Origin of the sequence: Lysinibacillus sp. JNUCC 51 (assembly GCF_015999525.1) — a bacterium.
Taxonomy (GTDB): Bacteria; Bacillota; Bacilli; order Bacillales_A; family Planococcaceae; genus Lysinibacillus; species Lysinibacillus xylanilyticus.
On the sequence record NZ_CP065545.1, the window covers coordinates 966,083 to 991,929 of the forward strand.

26 protein-coding genes and 2 pseudogenes are annotated in these 25,847 nt (G+C 35.7%); 16 read left to right on the forward strand and 12 right to left on the reverse strand.

The annotated features are described in order from the left end of the window. Window positions 1–3: 3 nt before the first annotated feature. Entirely contained in the window at window positions 4–1,203 is a 1,200-nt protein-coding gene (locus JNUCC51_RS05005; protein WP_337991100.1) for a YbfB/YjiJ family MFS transporter, read from the reverse strand. A 103-nt stretch (window positions 1,204–1,306) separates the two neighbouring features. Between JNUCC51_RS05005 and JNUCC51_RS05010 the strand changes: the two genes are divergently transcribed. Together JNUCC51_RS05010 and JNUCC51_RS05015 are read left to right on the forward strand one after the other, a co-directional pair. After that, window positions 1,307–2,185 (forward strand): LysR family transcriptional regulator, encoded by an 879-nt coding sequence (locus JNUCC51_RS05010; protein WP_134023261.1) that lies wholly within the window; start codon window positions 1,307–1,309, stop codon window positions 2,183–2,185. Between the two features lie 180 nt (window positions 2,186–2,365). Next, the gene (locus tag JNUCC51_RS05015) at window positions 2,366–2,674 is read left to right on the forward strand and encodes a hypothetical protein (RefSeq protein ID WP_337991101.1); all 309 of its coding nucleotides are present in this window, start codon (window positions 2,366–2,368) and stop codon (window positions 2,672–2,674) included. A 45-nt stretch (window positions 2,675–2,719) separates the two neighbouring features. Here the strand turns inward: JNUCC51_RS05015 and JNUCC51_RS05020 are convergent, their stop codons facing one another. The 4 genes from JNUCC51_RS05020 to JNUCC51_RS05035 form a co-directional block, all read right to left on the reverse strand. After that, the gene (locus JNUCC51_RS05020; protein ID WP_337991102.1) at window positions 2,720–4,261 is read right to left on the reverse strand and encodes a sensor histidine kinase; all 1,542 of its coding nucleotides are present in this window, start codon (window positions 4,259–4,261) and stop codon (window positions 2,720–2,722) included. Then, window positions 4,245–4,946 (reverse strand): response regulator transcription factor, encoded by a 702-nt coding sequence (locus JNUCC51_RS05025; protein ID WP_337991103.1) that lies wholly within the window; start codon window positions 4,944–4,946, stop codon window positions 4,245–4,247. Before JNUCC51_RS05025 ends, JNUCC51_RS05020 begins: the two co-directional genes overlap by 17 nt. A gap of 368 nt (window positions 4,947–5,314) precedes the next feature. Next, window positions 5,315–5,908, reverse strand: coding sequence for a DedA family protein (locus JNUCC51_RS05030; protein ID WP_337991104.1), 594 nt, complete (start codon window positions 5,906–5,908; stop codon window positions 5,315–5,317). Then, window positions 5,908–6,474: a class I SAM-dependent methyltransferase gene (locus JNUCC51_RS05035; RefSeq protein WP_337991105.1), complete on the reverse strand. Its 567-nt coding sequence runs from the start codon at window positions 6,472–6,474 to the stop codon at window positions 5,908–5,910. The genes JNUCC51_RS05030 and JNUCC51_RS05035 overlap by 1 nt, the downstream gene beginning before the upstream one ends. A gap of 228 nt (window positions 6,475–6,702) precedes the next feature. On the opposite strand from JNUCC51_RS05035, the gene JNUCC51_RS05040 reads away from it, so the two are divergent. The 3 genes from JNUCC51_RS05040 (at window position 6,703) to JNUCC51_RS05050 (ending at window position 9,506) form a co-directional block, all read left to right on the forward strand. Beyond that, on the forward strand, window positions 6,703–7,602 hold the full coding sequence (locus JNUCC51_RS05040; protein WP_337991106.1) for a coiled-coil domain-containing protein: 900 nt from the start codon (window positions 6,703–6,705) through the stop codon (window positions 7,600–7,602). Window positions 7,603–7,818: 216 nt separating this feature from the next. Further along, window positions 7,819–8,712, forward strand: a complete 894-nt coding sequence (locus tag JNUCC51_RS05045) for an ABC transporter ATP-binding protein (protein ID WP_337991107.1) — start codon at window positions 7,819–7,821, stop codon at window positions 8,710–8,712. Further along, on the forward strand, window positions 8,709–9,506 hold the full coding sequence (locus JNUCC51_RS05050; protein WP_337991108.1) for an ABC transporter permease subunit: 798 nt from the start codon (window positions 8,709–8,711) through the stop codon (window positions 9,504–9,506). Before JNUCC51_RS05045 ends, JNUCC51_RS05050 begins: the two co-directional genes overlap by 4 nt. A gap of 59 nt (window positions 9,507–9,565) precedes the next feature. Here the strand turns inward: JNUCC51_RS05050 and JNUCC51_RS05055 are convergent, their stop codons facing one another. Beyond that, complete coding sequence (locus JNUCC51_RS05055) at window positions 9,566–10,165, reverse strand: TetR/AcrR family transcriptional regulator (RefSeq protein WP_337991109.1); 600 nt, start codon at window positions 10,163–10,165, stop codon at window positions 9,566–9,568. Between the two features lie 662 nt (window positions 10,166–10,827). On the opposite strand from JNUCC51_RS05055, the gene JNUCC51_RS05060 reads away from it, so the two are divergent. The 6 genes and pseudogenes from JNUCC51_RS05060 (at window position 10,828) to JNUCC51_RS05085 (ending at window position 15,251) form a co-directional block, all read left to right on the forward strand. Then, complete coding sequence (locus tag JNUCC51_RS05060; RefSeq protein ID WP_337991110.1) at window positions 10,828–11,556, forward strand: ABC transporter ATP-binding protein; 729 nt, start codon at window positions 10,828–10,830, stop codon at window positions 11,554–11,556. Further along, window positions 11,553–12,569, forward strand: coding sequence for an ABC transporter permease (locus tag JNUCC51_RS05065; protein ID WP_337991111.1), 1,017 nt, complete (start codon window positions 11,553–11,555; stop codon window positions 12,567–12,569). Before JNUCC51_RS05060 ends, JNUCC51_RS05065 begins: the two co-directional genes overlap by 4 nt. 409 nt (window positions 12,570–12,978) lie before the next feature. Next, a pseudogene (locus JNUCC51_RS05070) lies at window positions 12,979–13,767 on the forward strand (ATP-binding cassette domain-containing protein); the annotation flags it as partial. A gap of 18 nt (window positions 13,768–13,785) precedes the next feature. Then, on the forward strand, window positions 13,786–14,493 hold the full coding sequence (locus JNUCC51_RS05075; RefSeq protein ID WP_337991113.1) for an ABC transporter permease: 708 nt from the start codon (window positions 13,786–13,788) through the stop codon (window positions 14,491–14,493). Window positions 14,494–14,553: 60 nt separating this feature from the next. Beyond that, a complete protein-coding gene (locus JNUCC51_RS05080; RefSeq protein ID WP_337991114.1) occupies window positions 14,554–14,730 on the forward strand; it encodes an ATP-binding protein in 177 nt (58 codons plus the stop codon). Between the two features lie 35 nt (window positions 14,731–14,765). Further along, window positions 14,766–15,251 carry a DinB family protein gene (locus JNUCC51_RS05085; protein WP_337991115.1) on the forward strand — a complete coding sequence of 162 codons (486 nt, stop codon included), beginning with the start codon at window positions 14,766–14,768 and terminating at the stop codon, window positions 15,249–15,251. Between the two features lie 160 nt (window positions 15,252–15,411). On the opposite strand, the gene JNUCC51_RS05090 is transcribed toward JNUCC51_RS05085, so the two are convergent. Then, entirely contained in the window at window positions 15,412–15,876 is a 465-nt protein-coding gene (locus JNUCC51_RS05090; protein ID WP_337991116.1) for a 2-thiouracil desulfurase family protein, read from the reverse strand. Between the two features lie 244 nt (window positions 15,877–16,120). Between JNUCC51_RS05090 and JNUCC51_RS05095 the strand changes: the two are divergent. Continuing rightward, window positions 16,121–16,599: pseudogene (locus tag JNUCC51_RS05095) on the forward strand (NUDIX hydrolase). 50 nt (window positions 16,600–16,649) lie between these two features. Here the strand turns inward: JNUCC51_RS05095 and JNUCC51_RS05100 are convergent. The 3 genes from JNUCC51_RS05100 to JNUCC51_RS05110 form a co-directional block, all read right to left on the reverse strand. Next, the gene (locus JNUCC51_RS05100; RefSeq protein ID WP_337991117.1) at window positions 16,650–17,171 is read right to left on the reverse strand and encodes a DUF6886 family protein; all 522 of its coding nucleotides are present in this window, start codon (window positions 17,169–17,171) and stop codon (window positions 16,650–16,652) included. 13 nt (window positions 17,172–17,184) lie between these two features. Further along, on the reverse strand, window positions 17,185–17,946 hold the full coding sequence (locus JNUCC51_RS05105; RefSeq protein ID WP_337991118.1) for a class I SAM-dependent methyltransferase: 762 nt from the start codon (window positions 17,944–17,946) through the stop codon (window positions 17,185–17,187). A gap of 185 nt (window positions 17,947–18,131) precedes the next feature. Beyond that, window positions 18,132–19,334 (reverse strand): YbfB/YjiJ family MFS transporter, encoded by a 1,203-nt coding sequence (locus JNUCC51_RS05110; protein WP_337992186.1) that lies wholly within the window; start codon window positions 19,332–19,334, stop codon window positions 18,132–18,134. 118 nt (window positions 19,335–19,452) lie between these two features. Here JNUCC51_RS05110 and JNUCC51_RS05115 point away from each other — a divergent pair, with 118 nt between their 5' ends. After that, entirely contained in the window at window positions 19,453–20,343 is an 891-nt protein-coding gene (locus JNUCC51_RS05115; RefSeq protein ID WP_337991119.1) for a LysR family transcriptional regulator, read from the forward strand. A gap of 71 nt (window positions 20,344–20,414) precedes the next feature. On the opposite strand, the gene JNUCC51_RS05120 is transcribed toward JNUCC51_RS05115, so the two are convergent. Next, complete coding sequence (locus JNUCC51_RS05120; protein ID WP_337991120.1) at window positions 20,415–20,756, reverse strand: hypothetical protein; 342 nt, start codon at window positions 20,754–20,756, stop codon at window positions 20,415–20,417. Between the two features lie 221 nt (window positions 20,757–20,977). Here JNUCC51_RS05120 and guaD point away from each other — a divergent pair, with 221 nt between their 5' ends. From guaD to solA, 3 genes are read left to right on the forward strand one after another with little or no spacing between them, the layout of a single operon-like run. Beyond that, complete coding sequence (gene guaD / locus JNUCC51_RS05125; protein ID WP_337991121.1) at window positions 20,978–22,345, forward strand: guanine deaminase; 1,368 nt, start codon at window positions 20,978–20,980, stop codon at window positions 22,343–22,345. Window positions 22,346–22,385: 40 nt separating this feature from the next. Next, window positions 22,386–23,855 (forward strand): uracil-xanthine permease family protein, encoded by a 1,470-nt coding sequence (locus tag JNUCC51_RS05130; RefSeq protein ID WP_337991122.1) that lies wholly within the window; start codon window positions 22,386–22,388, stop codon window positions 23,853–23,855. A gap of 1 nt (window position 23,856) precedes the next feature. Then, complete coding sequence (solA, locus tag JNUCC51_RS05135; RefSeq protein ID WP_337991123.1) at window positions 23,857–24,981, forward strand: N-methyl-L-tryptophan oxidase; 1,125 nt, start codon at window positions 23,857–23,859, stop codon at window positions 24,979–24,981. A 71-nt stretch (window positions 24,982–25,052) separates the two neighbouring features. Here the strand turns inward: solA and JNUCC51_RS05140 are convergent, their stop codons facing one another. Beyond that, window positions 25,053–25,502: a hypothetical protein gene (locus JNUCC51_RS05140; RefSeq protein WP_337991124.1), complete on the reverse strand. Its 450-nt coding sequence runs from the start codon at window positions 25,500–25,502 to the stop codon at window positions 25,053–25,055. Window positions 25,503–25,847: the final 345 nt, after the last annotated feature.

Consider the following 25,847-nt stretch of genomic DNA (forward strand, 5'->3'; position numbering starts at 1 on the left):
TATTTACTTAAGGTTTACTTGCGTAGCTAGCTTTCCTACTTTTACTTTTTCATATTTTAATCCACTAATAAGACATAATGCTCCTATTACTACAACGGCTGTTGCGCCAAATAAGGCATACTGATAGCTATTCGTATAATTGGCTAGCGCTCCTGCAAGTGAAGGACCTAACATTTGTCCCAAAGCATATCCAGCAGTTAGGTAACCTAATATTTTGTGACTGTTCACAGGCAATATTTGTCTTGCTAATGTTGTCGCTACTGTAGTAATTCCCATAAAAGTTGCTCCAAAAATAAAGGCACTTATATAAAGTGTCATTTTATTAGTCGCAAACGCGGGTAAAATAATTCCTAACCCTTGAATTAACATAGAAATCAATAATGTTCTCACGTAACCATATCGCTGTGCAAGCGTAGACCAAACAATGCAGGATGGAATCGCTGCAATCCCGACAACAAACCATACAAAGGTAGCATCACCATGAAAGCTTGTTGATTCTTCTGCGATTGACACGATAAATGTTCCCGTGACAATATAGCCAAGGCCCTCTAAGCTATAACCTAAAATTAGCCACTTCATCCATGACGTAGGTGGGACTTTTTGTGGCGCTACTGTTTGACTTTGTTTCTGTTGTGAATGTTGAGTAACTGGCTTTATGAACAACACGACGAATACAAGCAATACGACACTAAACAACGCCAAAGCAATCCACGTTCCATTCCAATCAAACATTGCATGTATGGGTGATACAATAACCGCACTTAGAGCAATTCCTGCACCTACCCCGCTATAAAAAAGCCCTGATAAATGCGCTTTACCATTCCCAGCTAACTGATCGAGTACAAGGCTAGCAACAACTACAAAGATTAATGCACTCATAACCCCAGAAATAAAACGAAGCACATACCATACGATAACAGCATCAGTAAAGCCCATCATAGCCGTTGTCAAAATGCTAATAACGAGTGATATTTGTAAAAAAGGAATACGTTTACCCCCTATTTGTAAACGACCAGCCACCAATGCTCCTACTAAGTATCCTAAATAATTACTTGTCGCTAGAAAACCTGCTGTAGTATGACTAAAGGCAAAAGTATCTTGCATATACGGCAAGATAACCGTATAGGAAAAACGACCAATACTCATAGCAATGACTAATGAAAAAATGCCTCCTAATAAATATTGAACTGTTTGCTTGTGCATATTTTACCTCCCCTCCTTCTCACTATAACGAAAAATCAGATATCACAAATAGCACTAATCCTTTATAATAGATATCAAATAAATTGATGGCTGGAGGGAACATATGAATATTAATGATCTCTTAATTTTTCGGACAGTCGTACAAACAGGTAGCTTCTCTAAAGCTGCTGCAGAGCTTAATTACACCCAATCTAACATCTCTATGAAAATACAAAATCTTGAGGCTATGTATCAAACAACCTTTTTTTATCGAGGACATCGAGGTATCCGATTGACACCAAAGGGAGAACAGTTTTATGAAATGGTATTAAAAATGCTACATCTCTATGAAAAATCCTTTGAAATACTTCAGGATACAGAGGAAAATAGAGGACTTTTACGAATTGGTTCAATGGAAACGACTGCGGCACTACACTTACCTACCCTCTTAACTACTTTCCATAAAGCCTATGATCAGGTGGATATCACTATATTGACAAGTCCATCTCAACAAAATATCGAACGGCTAGAAAACTATGAATTAGATGGTGCGTTTGTAAATGGACCCGTTTATAAAGAAAATATCCTTGCGAAGGAGTTTGTTTATGAGGAGCTTGTTGTCATCACATCTAGCAAACATAAACGAATTGATAGCCAACGTGATTTAGAAAACAGCACATTTATTACTTTTCCTCATGGCTGCTCATATAGAGCTATTTGGGAGCATTGGTTGCGTGAAGACGGTGTGCAACCACAAAAGCGTATGGAATTTGGCACACTCGATGGAATCATTGGCTGCGTTGCTGCAGGGCTAGGTGTAACACTACTGCCACGTGCAATCGCTCAAAAATATATGGATACTCAGTCACTGTCGATGCACATACTAGCAACAAAGCAGGCACAAATCCCAACTTGGTTTATTTATCGCAATGACGAAGTACAGTCACCTGCGCTAAAATATTTTCTAGAGACGATCGATGCGTACAAATATCCGTCGATTTGAGGCGGGGCTATTCATCATTATGGGGTTCTATCCATCAACTTTGTCGCGGCTTTCCACACTTGGTAGAGTTCTATCCATCATCTGGGCGGGGCTATCCATCATTTTCATGGTCCTATCCATAATTGGAGGCGGAGGCTATCCGTCACTATTAACATCAAGATATAAAAAAAGGAGAAATAAATGGATTTATTTATCGCAAGTAATCGTCAATTACCTATCCGTTATTACGTCAATGAAGCGATTTGGATTCGTCGCGGTTGCTTAAATTTACATCAATTAACGCTGCCCTTTTTTGTAGAAGTAGAAATGAAAGAGCCACATCATTTATTGAAAATTACAGAATATGTTCAAGAAGTCCAAAAACAATATAGCTATACAGAAATTCAAATTATTATTAAGGACAAGAATATTTTAATGCACTTACAAAAGATACTCCCCCACACTAAGGCCAATCATATTCTCACTATTGAGCAACTAATTCACCCATGAAGAAAGGTAGCATTGCTCTATTAAATGCTACCTTTCTATTTTTAGTCAATCTGCCTCGGCATAATTGCGTCCGGAGGCTGTAATTGGCAGTTCGATGTTAAACTGCAACATTCCTTCCGTATATTTTGCGTTAATTTTGCCACCATGTAGTTCTACAATGCTTTTAGCAATAGCAAGTCCAAGTCCTGAACCTTCCGCTACACTTGTTCTAGATTGATCTTTTTTATAAAAACGATCAAATAGGCTCATTAGCTCTTCAGATGTAAATTCATTACTTTCATTTGCGACACAGATTTGAACATTCTCTTCTTTTCTTTCAAGAGAAACAAAAATCTCGCCATCACCTGTACTATATTTAATTGCATTCATTAATAAATTATCAAAAACCCTGACAATTTTTTCAGAATCTAGTGTAGCAAAGATCCGCTCCTCCGAGAAATTTTTATTGAATGTACGATGGTTTTCCTCCGCTTGAGGAATCAACTCCTCGATTAACTGATCGAGAAGTTCATTGATACATACCTCTTGTTGCCCAAGGATAATACTTTCATTCGTTAGCTTCGTATATTCAAATAAATCATCAATTAGGTTTTTTAACTGTTCGGATTTTGAGAAAGCAATCTTTAAATACTCATCATATTGCTCCTTCGTGTCGTATCTCTCATCTCTTAACAATCGTAAATAACCCATAATCGAAGTAAGTGGTGTTCGTAGGTCATGCGAGACATTAGTAATTAATTCATTTTTTTGTTTTTCAATCCTTCGTTCCATCTCTATATTTGTCATGATTGCTTCGGCCATATGATTAACATTGTCTGTTAATACAGCAATCTCATCCTGCCCTTTTTTCTTAATGCGATAGGCTAAATTCCCTTTTGCGATTTCCATAACCCCCTCCGCCAACACCTCAATTTGTTTCATTTTTCGTTTCGTTATATAGAAGAATGAAAAGGTAAATACAATAATTGCACTAAATAATGGGATAAGACCCTCATTCGAACTCGCGATAACCATCCCCTCAGGAATACCACTGACAAAGAAATATAAGTTTTTTTCTTCTAAAGTTAATGGATAAAAGGCAATAAATTCTTCCCGCGATTGCTTGATTGCCGGTATCTCATAATTATAGAGTGGGTGGTTTATCGCAAAATCCATTACATTCCTAATCTTATTATGCAAATTGATTTGTTCCTCTTCCACTTGCTTTGTTTTGTATAAAACCTTTCCGTTCTCATCGGTAACGATTACTTTTAATGCACTTTGTTTCATTTCAAGTTTTAAATTTTCTGATTCAATCATTTGCTGTATTGCTTCTAAACTATTATCATTGCTGGCTAGATCTGCGGCACTCTTCGCTTGATCATTTATTTCCTGCATCCCTTGACTATAATCAATCTTAGCTGTTTGGTTGATGTTCAAAGCAAATGAAAGAGCGGCTTTTGCTCCAAGTAAACCTAAAAATGCACAAAGAATAAAAGTTGTCAAAAGTTGTATTCTGATACTTTGCCGTACTTTTGTAATGGCGTTTAAAATGAGCAATTTAAGCTTGTTTAGTATGTATTTAAATGGCTTAATGATCTTTCTCAATTTTATAACCTACTCCCCATACTGTTTTAATATATTGAGGATTTCTCGGGTTTGTCTCAATTCTTTCTCGAATTTTACGAATATGTACCATTACCGTGTTTTCAGACTGTATAGCCTCTTCCTTCCAAACCTTTTCATAAATTTGCTCAGCACTCATCACAATGCCTTGATTTCTTGCAAGTAAATCAAGAATTGAAAACTCCCTTGGCGTAAGCTTCACTTTTTCATTATTGACGATTACTTCATGTGTTTCGGTATTGATTCGCATATCACCAATCTCTATCTCATTTTCGTTCATATCATCTAGTCGATTCATTTTGATATATCTACGCAGCTGAGATTTTATGCGCGCAATTAGCTCTAAAGGGTTAAATGGCTTAGTTACATAATCATCAGCCCCTAAAGTTAATCCAACGATTTTATCCATATCTTGAGACTTTGCTGACAGCATAATAATTGGCATCTCGGCTATTTCTCGTACCTTCATACACATTTCAATACCATCCACATTCGGCATCATAATATCTAGAACAATTAAATGTACTTTATGTTTCTTTAAAAGACTTAAGCCTTCCTCTCCATCACTTGCTTCTAGAACATCATAGCCTTCATTTTTTAAATAAATAGCAATAAGATTTCTAATCTCTTTTTCATCATCAACAATAAGTATTGTTTCTTTACTCATCTAATCCCACCAATTTCAAAATATAATCAATTTATGCCTCGACGTAATCGCGTCCGGAATCGGCTTTGTGATATTTCAAAGAACTCCTTTCCGATTCCGTGACAGGCTTTAGGCCCACAATTTTTTTTGCACGAAAGCGTAGCGGTAGCAACGTGTTTTTGTCTGTGCGAAAGCGCAGTGCTAACGTAGCGTCAGCAAAAGGGTTTTATCTGCGCGAAAGCGAAGCGACAGCGGCAACAACAGGATCTTGGGTCTTAGCTGTGACGCTGATTCCTGAGAGTCACCAGTCTCCACTCCAATCAACCTTTACACACTTCCTAATTTTAACTATTTTTTTATTTTAAGTATATAAAAATAATATAAACACTCTACATTACCGACTTTAATTTTCGTTTATAAAAATAATAAAAACATCCAACAATAACGACGAAAGCGCCAAAATATATACCGTATTTTGTTGCTATTATGGAAATATGCTCAATGTGTTTTCCAAAGAATAAACCAAGTGTAAAGTAAATCAATGTCCAAACAAAACCTGCTGTATAGTAATACAAAGCGTATTTTTTAAACGGCATGTTGTTCATACCTACTAAGTAAGGAAGTATATGTCTCACAATTGGTATGAAATAGCTTATAACTAAAGCAAAATGTCCGTATCTATCTAGTAGCTCTTTTGACTTTAATAAATATTTAGCCTTCTTCTTTTTCACCAATCTATCAAGTATTTTATGGCCAAACACCTTACCAAGAATAAATCCTAAGGAAAGTCCTGAAACTGCACCTAGATAGGTTAATACAAAAGCTTTTAGCACACTCATTTTATCTAACGAAGACATAAAGCCGCCGCTCATAACAATCATCTCATCAGGTAGAGGCATACCCACGATTCCTAACCATAAGCTGAAAAATAAAGCAAAATAACCATATTGCTCAATATATGATAAAAGATCCTGTAGTCCCATTAAATAGCCCTCACATTTCCAAGTTTGCAGCTCAGCACATAGGCAGGTGGAAGGTTAATCCATACTTTTTCATGTGTAATATCCTCAAAATAGTTTTGGATAAAGGATTTCCTAACAAGTGAATATTGGAATGTAATAAATTTTCCGTCTTCTAAGCACTCCTTTACATTCCGTAAAATACGTGAGGAAACTGCAGGATTCAATGATGTAAAAGGTAACCCAGATACGACATAGTCAATTTTTTCAATATTTAATGCTGACATATATTTGCATAAATCCTCAGCTGATCCATGTATTACGATTATACTCGGCTCATGCTGAAATTGTTCACGTAGCTTTCCATAAAAAATCTCATTATTTTCAATAAGAATTAACTTTGTTGAACGCTCTTTCCTTTTCATTAATTCTTTCGTAAATGAACCAGTACCTGGACCTAGCTCAACAATACATTGGGCATTTTCAAAACAAATTGTCTCGACCATTTTTTTTGCTAATTTTTTTGAACTAGGTGAAATCGCACCTATAGTTTTTGGATGTTTTATAAATTCAGTAAGGAACGTTAACATAAATTTTCTCTCTCCCCGATCACGAGTATTATTTGAATACTTTTAATATAAAGGGCACTTCTTAAAGATTTACGAGGAGATTTCTTAAATTTTTCTTAAGAGTCAGAAAAAGTCTTCAGTTCATTGGTTCTAATGATTATTTCCTATTCAAAATAGTCATACAATTGCTTCCAGTAGAATAGAAACCTATATAGAGTTATACGGAAAAATTAAGTGGGGTGTGAAAGGATGCTTAAACTAAATGATGCAAAAGAAATGGTACTCGGAATTGTGCAACATGACCCATTGTTTGTCGTAATACAAAATACGCCTTCAGAAGAAATACTGTATAATGACGACTATTTAGCGCATATTGAAGAATCGAATCATTATTCCATTGCAGAAGTCGCAGGTTGGTTTGAAATTACGGATGCGATGCTTCGTTATTACATTAAACCATTCGAACAGTATATTTTTGATAATGTTTCGAATAGCCCAAACACCAATATTCGTTTAAATCTTCCTGCCATCTTAAGACTTCGCATGATTTTACTGTTAAAAGATGAACACCGCGTTAGAGGCTTAAAACTTTTGCTTGGAATTGATGACAACGGTCAATTCATCAATCATCAAATAACTGCAACAACTATGGGTACTGATGATTTAGTGAATAAAGTTGACGTTCTTGGGAATGTTCTTCAGCAAATGATACAAACGGGGCTTTTCAATATTTTCCCAAGCGAAGAGCATGGAGCATTGCAAGTAACGTTAAATCAAGACTTTCTCGCACAAAAAATTCAATTAGTATCCTCGGAATCGGATCTTCAAGTTGAAGAACTTCAAAAAGAAACCGCTGAACTTAAACAAGAAAATGAAAATCTACAAAAACAAATTTTAGAACTGCAAGAGCGTAACGTTAAGGATATCGTTCAAAAACTTCGTGAGCGTCAAATCGAAAATGAAATTGTGTCGACATTACGGACAGAAGCATTACAGCAATTTTCTATAGAAAATAAAGCAGGTTTTTTCAGCAAAATGTTTCGTTCCTCTCATATCGAGATGGAAAAGGAGCAATTTGTGTTGAGTTATATTTCGAAGCACCTAGAAGAACGTTTTGAAGTAGCACTTAATAATTATTATGGAGAATAGATATCTTCAAATTAATATTACAGGGAATATATAATCACTAAGCGCAGAACATGAAGGAGTCTTTTTAAAGAAGCCATTCATGTTCTTTTTTATCGCACAAAGCTCGATTAGTGAAAGATGTAGTAGCCCAATGATTAAAGTTTCATTTTATAGTAATTTATTTTTTGATAATTAGTCTTATAATCATTTTAAAGAACAGTCAAAGGGGTGAAATGTATGGCATTAATCGAGGTCAATAATTTAACTAAAAAGTTCGGCGATTTTTATAGTGTACAGAATGTGGACTTACAAATTGAGAAAGGTGAAGTGTTCGGATTTTTAGGTCCAAATGGTGCAGGTAAATCTACTACAATACGGCATTTAATGGGCTTCTTACAGCCCACAGAAGGACAGTGTTTCATAAAAGGATTAGATTGTCGACAATCTACGGCTGAAATTCAAAAATTTGTAGGCTATTTACCTGGTGAAATTGCATTTATCGATAAAATGACCGGACAACAATTTATCAAATTTATTGCCCAAATGCGAGGATTAAATGATTTAACAAGAGCTAATGAACTCATGCAATTCTTTGAACTAAATGCCAATGGACTTATTAAGAAAATGTCAAAGGGTATGAAGCAAAAACTTGGTCTCATTTGCACATTTATGCATAACCCTGAGATAGTCATTCTAGATGAACCGACAAGTGGCTTAGATCCCCTTATCCAAACAAAGTTTATCGATTTTATTTTAGCTGAAAAAGAAAAAGGAACAACAGTATTCATGTCCTCTCATATGATTGAAGAAATTGAAAAAACTTGTGACCGTGTAGCGATACTTAATGCGGGGAAAATTGTAGCAACTGAAACAATTGCTGACTTAAAAAAGCAAAAATCTAAAAAGTTTTTAATTGATTTTCAAAGCGAGCAAGAGTTGTCTCGTTTCTTAGGAGAGCAACTTAAAATTGAACAGATTAGCCCAACTCAAGCAATTATAAAAGTTCAGGGTAATGTCCAAACATTGCTTCATACATTAGCAGACTATAAAATTAATGACCTCGATATCATTTCACAATCACTTGAAGATATATTCATGCATTACTACGAAAGTGGAGGTAAAGAATCATGAACTTTACTTTACTAAAACATGAGGTGCTAGCTACCGTTAAACTTTTTTGTATTATTCTCGCTGTACTAATGCTCTATATCATTAGTATTGTCTATATGTATAACCCTGAGATGAGCAATACTCTTAACAAGCTTACCGAAACAATGCCTGAATTAATGTCAGCATTTGGTATGAGTAACATAGGTAATACGTTAATTGAATTTCTATCAACCTATTTGTATGGATTTTTATTACTCATTCTGCCGTTAGTTTTCATCATTATGTCGGCAAATAAACTAATTATGGGCTATATCGATAATGGCTCCATGGCATACCTAATCGCGACACCGAATACACGTTTTAAAATTGTTTTTACGCAAGCATTTTTTTTAGTCGCTAGCATCTTTATATTGCTCTCAATTACAACTTTGGTTGCAATCTTATTTTCAAAGATTCTCTTTCCGAATGAATTGGATATAAGTGCTTTTTTAACATTAAATATCGGTCTTTTTTTCTTACACTTTGCCATTAGTGGCTACTGCTTTTTTGTATCCTGCAGTAGCAAGGATTTAAGAACCTCTTATGCATATAGTACAGGAATTCCAATTCTTTTTTATTTAATTCAAGCGCTTAGTAATATGGGTGGTTCTTTAGAAAAGCTTAAGTACTTCACGATTTACTCATTATTTGCACCTGAGAAATTAATGACTCAAGATAGTTCGTCTCTTTGGATGCTAGGAGCATTATTTTTAATTGGGCTGCTATGCTACATGCTAGCTATTCGCGTTTTTGTTAAACGTGATTTGTATTTATAATGCTATATCTGTCAGAATCTGCTTACTATCTTGTAGTAGGCAGATTCTTTAATAAAAAATCATTGCTGCATAGATGCCAAATCACCAAGGAAGCGCAATAACCGAAAATGAATCATCGCTAACTCCTCTACGTTTAAATCCTCATCTCCATTGTTTAGCCATTCTTGTATAACACCTAAAATCGCAGATGTTAAAAAAGCTTCAAAATATTGTTGAAACTCTGGGTCAAGTCCTTCTTCTCGAATAACAGAGATTCTGTCCAATATATGATTACTAAAAACTTTCTTCATCCTCTTACTAAAGGCGGGGCTCCCCTGCTCCCCTAAAATAACTCGAAAGGCTGTTGCATGCTCTTTAATATATTTAAACACTGCTATAAACGGCTGATAAAGTTGACCTATTTTTACCGTGTGAAAGGCTTCTAGTGGTTGAACGTTTTTTACATAGCTTTCTAGTTCATTTAATAATTCCTGCTGCAAATCCTCCATCACTTCAAATTTATCTTTATAATGTAAATAGAAAGTTCCTCGATTTATGTTTGCAGTAGTAGCTAGGTTTTTTACCGTTACTCTATCAAAACCTACTTCCTCTGTCTGTATAAGTAATGCATTTTTTATAGCTCGTTTTGTTTCAAAATTCATAATATCGTGAATAGACATTTGGCCCTCCCTTTGTATTATCATTTTATTCCTATTAGTATTTAGCGATGTTGATCAATTATGCCTCGGTATATTTGTTGCTGTCGCTTCGCTTTCGCACAGATAAACAATGTGTCTGGATTTGGAATTGGATTTGTGCTTAGGGCTGCACGAGGGCTGACACGATGTCGGTCATTTCGGTAATGTCATAGGATGTGACATTATTACCGATGCAGGTCAGTTAGCCTTTATCGCATGGATGCGATGACTTTAGGCTAACATCTTATGTGAACACTTTTCCGAGTCCATGACATCCGCCGGAGGTTTTAACTTTTTTCATAAGGTGCTGAAAGAAGTTATATGGTTATCTAAATGATCTCAACAAGGTCAAATAGTGATTGTAGTTACAGTATTACCTTATTTATCGGTTCCTCATTATTTTTTTCATCAATCTAATTCAGTAAATGGTTATTCATGAAATTTTTGTTAACATTTTACTATTTATATTGATTTCTAGGGTATTAGTAAGTCTTTTGACCTAATAAGTCTGATTTCACCTAACTCAAAATGTGAAAAACAAAAATCACTTAACACTTTTTGGTTATCTGTTTATTGTAATTCCGAATACACTGCCTTAAAATTTCAGGTATCAACACTGTGTTTAGTAAAGGAGAGATGGATATATGGGAAACAATGCAATTTCATTAAACTCCATAGAAAAAAAGTTTCAACAAAAACAAGTAATTGCCCCGCTTTCCTTAGAAATTCCTAAGGGACAGCTTATTGGCTTACTTGGTCCTTCAGGCTGTGGGAAAACGACTTTAATTAAAATGATTATGGGAATGATCAAGCCTGATAATGGTAGTATTCAAGTGTTAAATCATACAGTCCCCCATAAGCAATTACTGACGGATATCGGCTATATGGCACAATCTGATGCACTGTATTTGGATTTAACTGGTGAAGAGAACCTTCAATTTTTTGCAAAGCTTTATCGATTATCAAAAAAAGAACGTGATGAGCGTGTCAATTATGCTGCAAGCCTTGTTCATTTAACGGATGATTTAAATATTAAGGTGTTGAATTATTCTGGAGGGATGAAACGGAGATTATCCCTTGCAATTGCCCTTATCCAAAATCCAAAGTTGTTGATTTTAGATGAGCCAACTGTGGGTATTGATCCAGTATTGAAAAAGGAAATTTGGCAGGAGTTAATTCGTTTAAAAAACGATGAGCATAAAACAATTTTAGTAACGACACATGCAATGGATGAAGCCGAGCGCTGTGACCAGTTAGCTATGCTACGTAATGGTCATATTATCGCGCATGGAACACCACATGATTTGAAAGCTCATTATCAGGCTAAGGACTTTGATGAAGTGTTTTTAAAGGCTGGAGGTGAAGCACTATGAGAATCGGCGCAATTGTTACAAGAATTATGCAGCAAATGATACGCGATAAACGTACACTCGCCTTATTATTTTTTGCACCTCTTCTTGTGCTTTCGTTAATGTATTTTGTTTTTAATAGTAACGAACCTGAAATGACACTAGTCGTATCAAATGGTCCTACATCAATAATTGAAAAGCTTGAAGAGGCGGATTTTGATGTTATCGAAAAAAATGATTTCACTATTGCCAGTTTAAAAGATGAGAAGTATGATGGCTGGTTAGCTTTTCATGAAACTCAATTGAAGCTCACATTATTAAATGATGATCCGTCGACAGCCAAGGCTTTAAAGATGAAACTTTCTCAAATTTTACAGCCTGAACAATCTGACATGATGAAGTTGACAACTGATTATGTATATGGCGATGAAAATACCGCTATTTTTGATATTTTTAGCCCAATGCTGACAGGCTTCTTTGTGTTCTTTTTCGTCTTTTTAATTACAGGCATTGCGTTGTTAAAAGAACGAACTTCAGGGACTTTGGAACGCTTACTAGCGACGCCGATTAAACGTTCTGAAATTGTTGCTGGTTATATGATTGGTTATGGATTGTTTGCATTAATTCAAACGACTATTATTGTTCTATTCGGGGTTTATGTCCTTGATATCGTACATGTCGGCTCCATCTGGCTTGTGCTACTAATCAATATTATCGTTGCACTTGTTTCATTATCATTAGGAGCTCTTTTATCAAGTTTTGCCTCTTCAGAATTTCAAATGATGCAATTTATTCCGCTAGTCATTGTACCGCAAATTTTCTTTTCAGGTATTTTCCCACTTGATAATATGGTGGAGTGGCTGCAAAATATTGGTCGTATTATGCCATTATACTATGCCGCTGACGCGTTGAACGGGGTAATGTATAAGGGATATACCTTTAGTGAAATTCTAGCCGACTTAGCGGTTCTTGCTTGCTTCGCTTTAGTATTTATTACATTAAATATTGTAAGTCTAAAAAAGTATCGATCATTATAACCAAAAGATATTGGTACAAAAAACTACCTCTAAATACGGAAGTAGCGGAATTGACGAAGTTTACTATGACGACGTTTTAGCCGTTTATTTTGATCTAATATAATTCATACTTAACCCCTAGATTCTTTTATCTAGGGGTTATTTAATTAAAAAAAGAAGCTCCAGTTATAATATTTATAACAAAAGTAACAGCATACAAGAAAGCTCCTACTGAAAATACATCCAGGAAAAAATAACCTATATTAGCAAAGGAACTAATATTCATCTATACTAAACTTACAGTTAATGGTTAAAAACCTAAAAATAAAGGTGTGTCATTATGAATACGATTATGGAAATACAGAACATTTCTAAACAGTATAGAGGTAAGAAAATTATAGAGAACGCTACATTTTCTATTTGTGCTAATCAAATTATCGCTCTAGTAGGAAAGAATGGATCAGGTAAGAGTACCCTTCTTAAAATTATTGCAGAATTAGTCGATGCCGACAGTGGTTCTATTGTAAAACATCGGCAATCTTTAAAAATTGGTTATGTGCCAGAAGTGACCCCTTCTCATATTTTATTTACACCTGAAGAATATCTTTATCATATGGGCAGTATTCGAGGTATGGCAAAAAAACAACTACAGCAAAAAATAAATAATTTACTTGAATTATTTCATTTAGAGGAAGCTCGGAACATTCGGATTGTTAACTTTTCTAAGGGTATGAAGCAAAAAGTTATGATTATGCAGGCAATGCTTGAAGACACAGATCTGCTAATCTTAGATGAACCATTATCAGGACTCGATCCTAAGGCCCAAAGCGATTTAGAAGAAACCCTTTCTATATTAAAGGACAAAGGCTTAAGTATCGTTTTAACATGTCACGAAACAAAATTACTGCACAATCTTGTTGATACAGTACTTGTTATTCACAATAATAAAATCCTTCAAGCTGATTCATTAAATAACAATGATATACCGAAAAATAAATTAATGTTTGAAATTCCAAGCTTGAAATTATTAGATAACCTATTACCTCTTCTTGATATTCAACAACAAACCCTTTTAAATAATGGTTGTCATAAGGTAATTGCAGTTATTAAGACGGAAAATACAGATCAAGTATTATTGGATCTCCTACAGAAAAAAGCCTCTATTAACCAATTAATCCAAGTCAATCAGAAGGAGGAACAATTTTATACCCATTTTTAAGGAGGAATAAACGCAGCAATGACTAGTTTATTACGCTATCAATTTATCAATTATTTAAGGACCTATAAATATGTTCCACCTTTTTCGATTTTCGTTTTATGTCTTGTTGTTAACTATACTTTTATACCGAATCCAATATTAGATAGCTATTCGTTTACAGCTATCATTCTCTTTTTTCTAATGGGATGGTTTACGGTTACACTATTTCACGCAGAAGATGAAGGGCAAAAAGTAATTACAACACTACATGCAAAAAGTCGAACACAATACAATTTAGGAATTTTTATGATCTGTGTACTAATTGGTTTATTCTTAAGTTGCATATCAGTAATCTATCCAACCCTAATTGGTGCCTTTGGAGAAAAACCAAGATTTATACATCAATTACTAGGATTCCTCTCTCATTTTAGTTTATCTGTACTAGCTATTGCTCTTTCAGCTATTTTTACTAGAGAACTTGTCAAAAACAAGCAAAATACTTGGTGGGGTGTAATTGGTATCTTAATTGTTTCTGTTGTTATCGCAACTTTAAAAGAGACAATTCTTCAGATCAAGGGACTAATTTGGCTGCTTCCACCTGTACGTCTTTCATTGGAAATGATGGGTTCGGAAGATTCAATAGCTTCAATTCCGAACATTTTTTATTGGCGATTTATTTGGATTTTCGTCTACTCATCCTTAGTCGTCCTGTTGTTTTTCCTCCTATCGAATCGAAAAAGGAGATAAATTTCTAAAGAAGGAGCGTTCTTATGGTTCAGAGGTATTCAAGCTAAATGTGAGACTGCTGTGAAAAATGAAGGAGCAGGCCTCGGATTGTCTATTTGTAAGCATATTATGGAAGAGCATAATGATTCTATTACATTTAAACGTAAGCAAAATGTAGAAACAACATATACGTTATACGTTAACTCTTTCTACTATTTAAATTTACAAGAGGATAATTTCGAAAAATTAAGAATATAAGTAATGGAGGTCAGAAAAAAAGGGAGAGTGAAGGCATGATTCATGACATAGAGGAATATGTAAAATATTTAGATGGTGTTCATAAACGAACTATGCAATATTTGAAGGCAATACCTGATGAACTTTTAAATTGGAAGCCTTCTGAAGATAAGTTTTCTATAGGTGATTTATTGCGACATATTGCATCAGCTCGTTTGATGTTTCTTGGTATATTTGAAAATGGTTCTTGGACGTACGCAGGACATGATACTAGTAAAGGGGCTTCTCTTGAGGATATTTCAAATTACTTAGAGTCATGTCAAATCAAATTAACAAAGGGTCTATTGAAAATTGGCAACGATGTGTTATCAAAAAAGGTTTTAACCCTTCATGGTCATGAAGTTAGTGCTTGGAGAATACTTATGTCAATTCCCGAACATGAAATCCATCATCGTGGACAAATCTCTACATATTTACAAATGAACAAGATTGAACCGCCTCAAATTTTCGGATTAAAAATTGAGCAAGTGAACACATTATAATTTTATGAAAAGAGCTTTGGACATCATCTTATATCCAAAGCTTATTTTTTCTTTAAACTATATAGTGAAACTTTAATCAGTGGGATATTCTTCGTCCCCTACTGCTGTATAGCCGCTTGTCTTGGTTGCTGGTTATCAACGAAAATAATCTCATTCCCGATCAAATTTGCATTAATAAATCCGTAAAAACTTCTTCAGAAAAAACACCAATATTATTTCTTCTTAGCAATGCAGTAGTTACGCCTACCCCAACTAATTTCGTCCCATTGAAATTCCCATTGTAAATCACCGCACTGCCGCAAGATGGACTATACTCTTTTAAAATAACTTTAGTCGCGCCTAGTTCGAGTGCTTTCTGTAATGTTGCATATGCGCCCTTAATATAAAGCTCCGTGACATCACGGCCAGATTTTTCTACCACTCTTGCTTTTCCAGCAAGAACGTCTTCACCATCTCCTCCAACAATTTCAGCGGGCTCACGAGGCGTCGAAAAGCCTCCCATAAGTTCAGGACATACAGTTACCGCCTTATTTTCTAACACAAGCCGTTGAATTCTTTCATCTAAACTATCTGTTCCGTTATAACGTACCTTTAACCCCGCTAAGCAGGAGCTTATTAAAATCATATGCGCACCTCATTTTTATCCATTTCGTATAATCACAACTATAGCTCATTTGAAAATTCCGTCAACAGCCCTTACTATGACCTTAAATTACTTCCTTGACCTACTTAATTCTCTTTTTAATGAGTAATATTGATTTATTCACACCATTTTTTATTATTTGTAGGACAACCATTTCACTCATTTGTGCTACTATTTTATTATCTATATTTGAATTCGTTTTATCATTTAAAAGGAGCGACAAGACTTGGTTGAATTTACAATTTGTTTTCTTATGAAGGGTGACCAAATATTACTGCTAAATAGGGATTTCCCAAATGGATGGGGGCTTGGAATGGTGTAGGAGGAAAGATTGAGAAAGATGAAACTCCACTGGTTGGAGCATTAAGAGAAATTAAGGAAGAAACGGGCATTGTACTGCAGGATATTACATACAAAGGGAAAATAACATGGACCGATGGATCAACCGACTTTGGTTGTATGTATGCTTTTATTGCTGAATTACCAGAATCCTATCATTATGTGACACCGATTAAAGTTGCAGAAGGCATTTTAGATTGGAAAGATCTATCATGGATTTTCCATCCTAAAAATGTAGGTATAGCAGATTTAAAATATTATTTACCGAAAATGCTGGATGAAACAGCCAACTATGAATACATATTTACATATAAAAATAATAAATTAATTGATGTTAAGAGTACCCCATTAGTACTTACTATCTAAATATTACAAGCCCCGTAAACGTAACAGTATCGTTTACGGGGCTTGGCTAATTATTTTCTTGGTTGCGCAAATTGCATTCTGCACATCGACCAATTCAATGTTGTTTTTTGAATTTCATCATAGATGTTCCACAGGCTATCGACTACCCGTAATTCAATATTACGTTTAAACAGTTCCTCATATAAATTTGCTATTTCAAATTTAGCAATAGGATATTGCGTTGTTTCACTTGTATAATAACCAGCATTTTGATCCTGTATTGTAAACCCTTGGATATCAAACTCATATAAGTAGAGTTTCGTATTTTTCATCGTCTCAAACCACTTGCTTTCAATCACGACGACATGTCCACATGATGCCAATGTTATATAGTCATGTTTATCCTGTTCAGTTGTATCGGCACCAATATGGTAGCAAACTCGGGGACAATTCCTAGGTGTTAAGAAATTAGGCAAGCATTTATCGTTGATTGCCCATACTAGACCTTTTTCCGGATCTAAATCTAGTCGATCCGGTAATCGTGGATGAAAAACTGTAATATCACTTTCCTCACTGACATGATATATACGCACATGTTTCCCTCCTTTATTTTCTTAATTTGAAGACTATGAAATCTGCACAATGCAAATCTTCCTCGAATTGAGGATACTTTGTCAGCATCTCTTTTGAAGGCATCGGTTCGATAACGTCTTCTATCGTAAATCCTGCTTGAATAATTGCTTTCATATAGCTCGTTAATGTTCGATGATAAAAGACAATTTTTTCATCAGAATCTAGCGGAAACCTTTGATCATATACACCTTCATAAAAATAGCGCTGAACTCTCCAATACTGTTGGTCAAGTTTTTCATTTCTGATCCATCCACTATTAGGTGTAACAAAGCAAGGGTGAAGAATTGAAAAGATGAATGTACTATTAGGTTTTAAAAGACGATACATTTCACTCAAAGCCGCCTTATAATCTTCTAAATCTTGAAGGACCATATTGGAAACAATACCATCGAACTGTTCATCTACTAAAAAATCTAGTTTTTCGCAATTTCCATGTTTATATTGTATAGGAATATCCTTATGTGTTCTTTCTCTAGCAATTTCTAGCATCTTTTCTGAATAATCAACTGCTGTAACAATAGCCCCTTTTTGAGCAAGTATTCTACTTAAATAGCCTTCTCCGCACCCTGCGTCTAGTAGCCTTTTTCCTTTCACCTCTTCTAATAATGAAAAAATGGCTGGATTTAATAATACTTCACGGTGTATGCCACCGTGTGCATCATAGTCTGCAGTAAAGCTTTCTGCGTGTTGATCCCAGCGTTTAATTGCTTCTTCTGTCGTTATTGTTCTCTCCATACTATCACTCATTTCTGTATAGAATCGTAACGTTACGTCCTTTGTGCACATTCATATTTTTCCATAAACGAAAAAAAAGATATAGACTTATATTTTATTTTTTTATATCATTTAGATTGAGGCACGGCATCTTTAAGTAAAAACACAAGCCAGAAATCCCCAAACGGATTTCTGGCTTTTTTAATTTAAGGACTGGATTGGGTTTTGATAGGCAATACATTGTCTAAAGTGGCCTGTCGTTTAACAGTGATCCATCTTCCACATAACATGACAATCAACGCAAAAAATACAATGACTCCTGCAAATACAAGCGCTGCCTTATAGCTACTATAAGCCGCCACAAGCTGGCCCGCGATAATTGGCCCGATAATTTGTCCAAAAGCATAAAACGTTGTTAACAATGATACGACTGGACCGCTTTGTGTTGGGAAAAGCTGACGTGCATAGGAGGTTGTTAACGTTACAATTCCTACAAATGTTAAGCCAAATAAAAATGACGATAATAATACGCTCCATACTGTTTGTGAAAAGACTGGTAATAAGATACCTAATACTTGCAATACATATGCAACAAACAAAATTTTGATGGCAGAGAATTTTTCTAATAATACTGTCCAAACAGGTGCTGATGGGATAGCCGCTACCCCGACAATAACCCAGCTATACGAAGAGTATGCTTGTAGTGAAGGAATATTATGAATGATATCAACTAAAAAAGTACCAGTGATAATATAGCCTAACCCCTCAAAACCATATGCGACAATTAGCCATGGCATAAAGCCCTTTGTCATTTTTGCATCAGAGGATTTTGCGGTTTTCTCACTATCTTGTACATGCAAACCTCTCCAAAGTATAAATGTTATCACTAAAAAAACAGCAGATAAAATCCCTAAGCCTATCCATGTACCTTGCCAAGCAAAACGTGCTTCGATAGCAGGGACTAATAAACCTGAAATAGCAATTCCTAATCCGATACCACCAAATAAATAGCCTGACCATCGTGTAAGTGCATGCTTTGCTAAATAATCCATAATAATACTACATGTTAATACAAAAATAAGTCCCCCTGAAATGCCCGCAATCAGACGAAGCACAAGCCAAACACTATATATTTCAATGATTCCCATAAGAACAACAGAAAGGACATTGAAAACAACACTTAACAATAAAAAGTTCTTCTTTTGGCGATTGATAAATCCTGCCCACAAAGCGCCAATGAAATAGCCAATATAATTACTTGATGCTAAAAACCCTGCAACTTCAAACGAAAACCCGACATCATGACGCATAAATGGCAAAATTGGTGTGAATGCAAACCTGCTAATCCCCATTGCCACTACAAGTAATAGCACTCCACCAAATAAAATTCCGATGTGCTGTCGATTCATCATGTCCCCACCCCCTAAAAACCTTTTGTAATTAAAAGGATACAGAGTGAAAATTAATAAATCTAATATATAATTTATATAAAAGGATAAAAAATTTTTATAAGAGGTGGGATACATAATGAATTTACATGCTCTTAGATTATTCACAAAAGTAGCAGAGCTCAATAGTGTTTCTAAGGCAGCGCAAGCTCTAATGATTAGTCAACCTGCCGTTACCATTCAAATTAGAAATTTGGAAAAAGAAGTAGGCTTAACTCTTTTAGAATCAAAAGGTCGAGGAATTACATTAACACAAAATGGGGAATTTTTATTTAAACAGGCTCAGCGCTTATTTGATTTGGAGTTGGATATTGAAAACAAACTAGAGCAATTAAAAAATACAGGTAATGAAGAATTACAAATCGCTTCTACCCATGTCCCATCGCATTTTTTATTACCAAAATGGCTCGCAAAGTATAAACAAGCCTATCCAACAACTAATATCCATATAAAAACCGCTAATTCTCAGCAGGTTATTGAAGAGTTACTACACTATAAGGGTGATATGGCTTTTATCGTAAAAGAGGATGGTCATCATCCAGATATAAATTATCAATTTCTCATGAATCTCGATTATTGGTTTATCGTCCCATTTGGTCATCCACTGGCAGAGCAGAAAGTGACATTAGCCGAATTAATGCAGCAGCCATTCGTTTCACGAGAAGATGGTAGCTCTACGAAAGAATATTTAAACGCTTTATGTAAGGTGCATAAGATCCCGCCACCAAGAGTAGGACTACAACTGGACGGCATCAATGAATCCATTCACGCTATTGCGGCTGGATATGGTACGATGTTAGCTCCATCCATCGCAGCTTCTAGTTTTATTCAACGACAGCAAGTAGCGCGAGTTTTTATAAAAGAAATCGATATCCAGCGACCTATTTATCTTTGCACACGAAAAAATGAACAAAATACCTCTTCGACCTTTAATACTTTTATTAACATCATTAATGACTCAATTTCATAACCATTAATTTCTAAAACTTGAACTACACAAAATTTGTGCAATAACGAATTGATGTGTAGTTTTTTTTTATTTTAAAAAATTGTACTATATCCCATAATCTCATCTCTATAGGATTGGTATCCGCTCGGGCCAAGCTCTTTCCTGAGAGCGTCGTGGCGACAGATGTTTTTTGCGCGAAAGCGTAGCGGCAGCGGCAGGATGTTTTTTGCGCGAAAGCGTAGCGGCAGCGGCAAGATGTTTTTTGCGCGAAAGCGTAGCGTCAGCGGCAAGATGTTTTTTGCGCGAAAGCGTAGCGGCAGCGGCAAGATGTTTTTTGCGCGAAAGCGTAGCGTCAGCGGCAAGATGTTGGTCACGAAAGCGTTATAACAGTACGTGATGCTATTGTTCTTCTTTCCTCTATTGCTAATCCCCAAGAAATCGCCCAGCCTTCACTCCAATCAACAGCATGACATACGCATTACAAATATTTAGCAATAATTCATCTTAACGCCTTGAAAAGCTGTAAAAAAATAGTGGAATATGTTCAAAAACCTACGTTAATTCCATTGATATTCGTTTTTTTATAGACGAAACAGTTTAAATGACCTATAATAATCCATGAATTCGTCAATACACGAACATTAAGGTGGTTTTCATGTCAGAATATACGTTAATTTTTAAAGGCACAGCTTTTTCAAGTAAGTCTCCTACTGAAGTACAAATTTTAAAGGATTATTTATTCTTCATTAATGCTGACGGGATGATTGCGAAAACAGTAGCTCCTGAGCATGCAGAATATCAAAATCTACTAACTACATATCAAAACAAAGAGAATTTTCATCAATTAGCCAATGGACAATATTTCTTCCCTGGTTTTATTGATTTGCATGTACATGCACCGCAATGGGCACAAGCTGGAACTGCATTAGATATTCCACTTTATGACTGGCTGAACACATACACCTTCCCTATCGAATCCAAATTCTCCGATTTAGAGTTTGCACAAGAGGTCTATGAAGATTTGGTAAGTAATCTCCTTGCAAATGGAACGACTACATCGCTCTATTTTGCAACTGTCCATAAAGAAGCAAGTGTGCTATTAGCGAAAATTTGTGCTGAAAAAGGGCAACGAGGTTTAGTTGGGAAAGTTGTAATGGATGATCCTGAACAAAATCCAGACTATTATCGAGATGCAAATACTCAAACTGCACTAAAAGATACAGAAGAATTTATATTAGCTGTTAAGGAATTAGCCAAATCAACGAAGCAAGGAGTTTATCCAGTTGTAACACCACGCTTTATTCCAAGCTGTACAGACGATGCTCTAAAAGGTTTGGGAGAATTAGCAGCTAAATACGATACACATATCCAGTCACATTGTAGTGAAAGCGATTGGGAGCATGGCTACGTAAAAGAACGCTTTAAGAAAAATGATGCCTTCGCCTTACATGATTTTGGTCTATTAGGCGATAAATCTGTAATGGCACATTGCAATTTCTTAAATGATGATGATGCACAGTTATTTGCTGAAACAGGCACAGCGATAGGTCATTGTCCAATTTCTAATGCTTATTTTGCAAATAGCGTCATTCCAATTGCCCGCTTCCATGCAAAAGGCGTTGATATCGGATTAGGGTCAGATATTTCTGGCGGTTTCTCACCAAGCCTATTCGATAATGCTAGACAAGCAGTCATGTCATCTAGAATGTTAGAAGATGGTGTCGATACAGCTCTTTCTGCTGAAAAACGTGGTGTCCCAAATTCACGTATTACGATTAATGAAGCATTTTATTTAGCGACAGCAGGTGGCGGAGAAAGCTTGAGCCTACCCATTGGTAGATTACAAGAAAACTACACGTGGGATGTACAAATCATCGATACTAACATACCTTCTGCAAAACTTCCTATTTTCGATAGTAAGGAAGATTTACAAGATATCTTCCAAAAGATCATGTATCTTGTGCGCCCTGAAAATATCCGTGAAGTTTGGGTACAAGGAAATAAGGTTCACGCTAGAGCATAAATAAAAATTCTAAATTTACAATTTTGAGGTGTACATCTTAGTGGAAACGCAACATAACAAATTAGCTAACGATAAAATGAAAACTCAGCAATTAACAGTTTTACCAGATGAGAAGGTATCATTCGGCCAATCCGCCCTACTTGGTTTACAGCATGTAATGGCAATGGATGTCTACGTAGTGCCTTTCTTAATTGCCATGTTAATCGGTTTTCAATCAGGTCAATCAAGTGCATTGATTCAATCGACTTTCATTGCGGTCGGGATTGCTACGATTATTCAAACTCACTTTTGCATGAAGTTACCGATAGCTCAAGGTCCTTCATATGTTCCAATCGGGGCCATCGTAGGTATTTATGCAGCAAGTGGTAGTGGAGATCTTGGTTGGAGTACTGTGCTAGGAGCAAGTTTAGTCGGCGCCATCTTAGTTATTATTTTAGGTTTTACAGGTGTATTCAATAAAATCGTGAAAACTTTCATTCCGCCAATTGTCGGAGGGACAATTATCTTTGTGGTCGGTCTTTCATTAATGCCTGTAGGTTTGAGTGATAACATTTATAATGCGGCAGGTGCATCTATTAACCAAAACATCTATTTAGCTTTAACTTCGGCTATCGTTCTAATCCTTTGCGTTATGCTAGGTTCTGTCTTTAATAAAAAAGGACGCGTATTTCGTATAGCTTCAGTAATCATCGCATTAATCGTAGGTTGTATTGCTGCAAATATTATGGGTGTTTTAAATTTATCAGCAGTGTCACAAGCAAAATGGTTTAGTATGCCTCAAATTCCATTTGCAGATTTTAGCTTCACGTTTAATTTTTCAGCTATCATTACAATGGTGATTATTTATATCGTCTTAATGGCAGAAACAACAGGTACATGGTTTGCAGTGAGCAATGTCATCGATAAACCATTAACTGATAAACAAATTAATCGCGGGGTGATCGGCGAAGGAATTGGTTGCTTCATCGCATCATTACTAGGTTCAACTCCTGTCACTGGCTATTCTACAAATGCAGGTGTGATATCGATCACAGGTATTGCAAGTCGTCGTGTTTTTATTGCTGCAGGTTTTTGGTTTATTTTATTCGGCTTCTCTGGTAAACTAGCTGCTCTTATTTCTGCCATCCCTTCAGCGGTTATCGGTGGTGTATTCGTCATCGTATGTGGCATTATTGCAATCAGTGGTTTACAAGTAATGAAAAATGAAAGCATCGGTGAAAAGGAAATGTATGTAATCGCTGTACCAGTGATTTTAACATTAGCCTTAACATTACTTCCTAAAGATTTCTTATACTCATTACCAACAACAGTTCAATACTTATTCGGCTCTCCAATAGCAACAGCTGCTATAGTAGCCATATTGTTAAATAAAGTATTACCACTTTTAAAGTCTATGCGCAATCTCCTATCCCTAAGAGATTGTGCATTTTTCTTACTCGGGATATTTTTCAGAAATTTCTGTCCGTTTTTCTTTCATTTTGTTATACTAGAGCAAAAAAGTAGGGATTAAAATGATTTACGATGTGATTGTAATTGGTGCAGGATCGATGGGGATGGCAACGGGCTATAATTTAGCAAAGGCAGGAAAAAATGTCTTGATGCTTGATGCCTTTAATCCTCCTCACGAAGAAGGTAGTCATCATGGGGAAACAAGAATTATTCGCTTTGCGTATGGTGAAGGAGCTAGCTATGTACCATTTGTCAAAAGAGCAGGTGAATTATGGAAAGAGCTTGAAGCGTTAACGGATGAAGCTTTATTTTTACAAACAGGGGTATTAAATGTCGGTGCAGAGACCCACTCTTTCATTCAAAATGTGAAAAAAAGTGCTAGGCTCTATGATTTAGCATTAGAGCAATATTCTGCGGCTGAAGCAATGAAGAAATGGCCTGGATTATCCTTACCTGAAAACTTTGTTGCTTGCTTTGAGCCTACTGCTGGTGTCCTTCGCGTAGAAGCCTGCATTCGCGCTTATAAAAAATTAGCTCTTGAAGCAGGGGCAAGCTTACATACAAATGAAAAAGTACAGAACATCAAAGCGGGAGAAATTATCCGTGTCCAAACAGCAAATAATATATATGAAGCTAAACATTTAGTTGTGACAGCTGGTGCTTGGGCAACTGAGTTACTACAAACAGTGGACATCACCATCCCCGTTACACCAACGAGAAAAACCTTTGCATGGTTTGAAGCTGATGAGCAACTTTATCGTGAAGATATTTTCCCGGCCTATTGTTTTGAATTTGCTGATTCCGCATACTATGGTTTTCCAAGTATTGATGGAGCTGGCCTAAAGCTTGGCAGACATGATGGCGGTGATGGTATTAACCCAAACGATCCGCTACGCCCATTCGACGAACAGGATGCAATAGATTTACAAAACTTCATCAATCGTTTTATGCCTCAACACGGTGCATTGAAATTCGGAAAACCATGTAAATATTCGATGACTCCAGATGAAGATTTCATTATTGACTTTTTACCTGAGCATCAAAATATTGTTATTGCAGCAGGTTTTTCAGGTCATGGCTTTAAATTTAGTAGTGCTGTTGGTGAAGTACTAGCGGATTTAACGCTAATAGGAAAAAGTAAGCAGGATTTATCACTCTTTAAGCTTAGTAGATTTAGTAAAAACTGATGCCCTTACTACTGTGTCGGATTACTGCGAGAAGACTGCCATAAAGGCAGTCTTCTGCTGTTTAAGTAAACTTATCGTTTCATTATTTTTTTTACGAAATAGACGAATACATCCAACAAAACACCGTATAAAAAACCAAGCACAATGCGAACGATATAGCTAAAGTAAGTAAAATCATTTGCAACCATATACTCTCGTACTGTGTCATGATAGATCAGCCACATAAATACATAGTCTAATGTGAAAAGCGTCATCAATAGTCCCTTATCATCTTGACCTATCCAATGTAAGATGCAAATACCAATCATTATGATAACAATCCACGTAGTGAAATTATTAAATGGCGCTGGAGCAAAGCGTCTTCCAGCTAAAATCACCGTAATTGGAAACACAATAATAGCAAGTATACCAAGCATTCCTAGTTGATAAAGATCAAATAGATTAATACCAATTACCGCTACTATAAACGCAACTATACATGCCATCATAACATTGACATGCAAAGAACGTAAAAATGTCATTTCATTCCCTCCCAAAAAGCATAACTCGATCAAGTAAGACTGTTTTATCGATGTCCTTAAATTTCGGTCTCACAAATAAAATAACATCTTTGGTGTAATTTTACACTAAAGATGTTATAAATCAACCCTTATTCGTTATTCTTGCCGAAAGCTTTGGTTAACACTATTTAAAATATGCTTGCTGATTATATTTGGTTGGGCAGTAGTCAGCATACTCTTCAAGTTTTATGTAGTTCGCATTACTTGATATATTTGTAAACCCTCATTTCGCAGAGAGAGTAGTGTGAACTACTCTCTTATTTATAATTAAAGTTAGTTGATACTTGATCCAATATGCTAGAACGT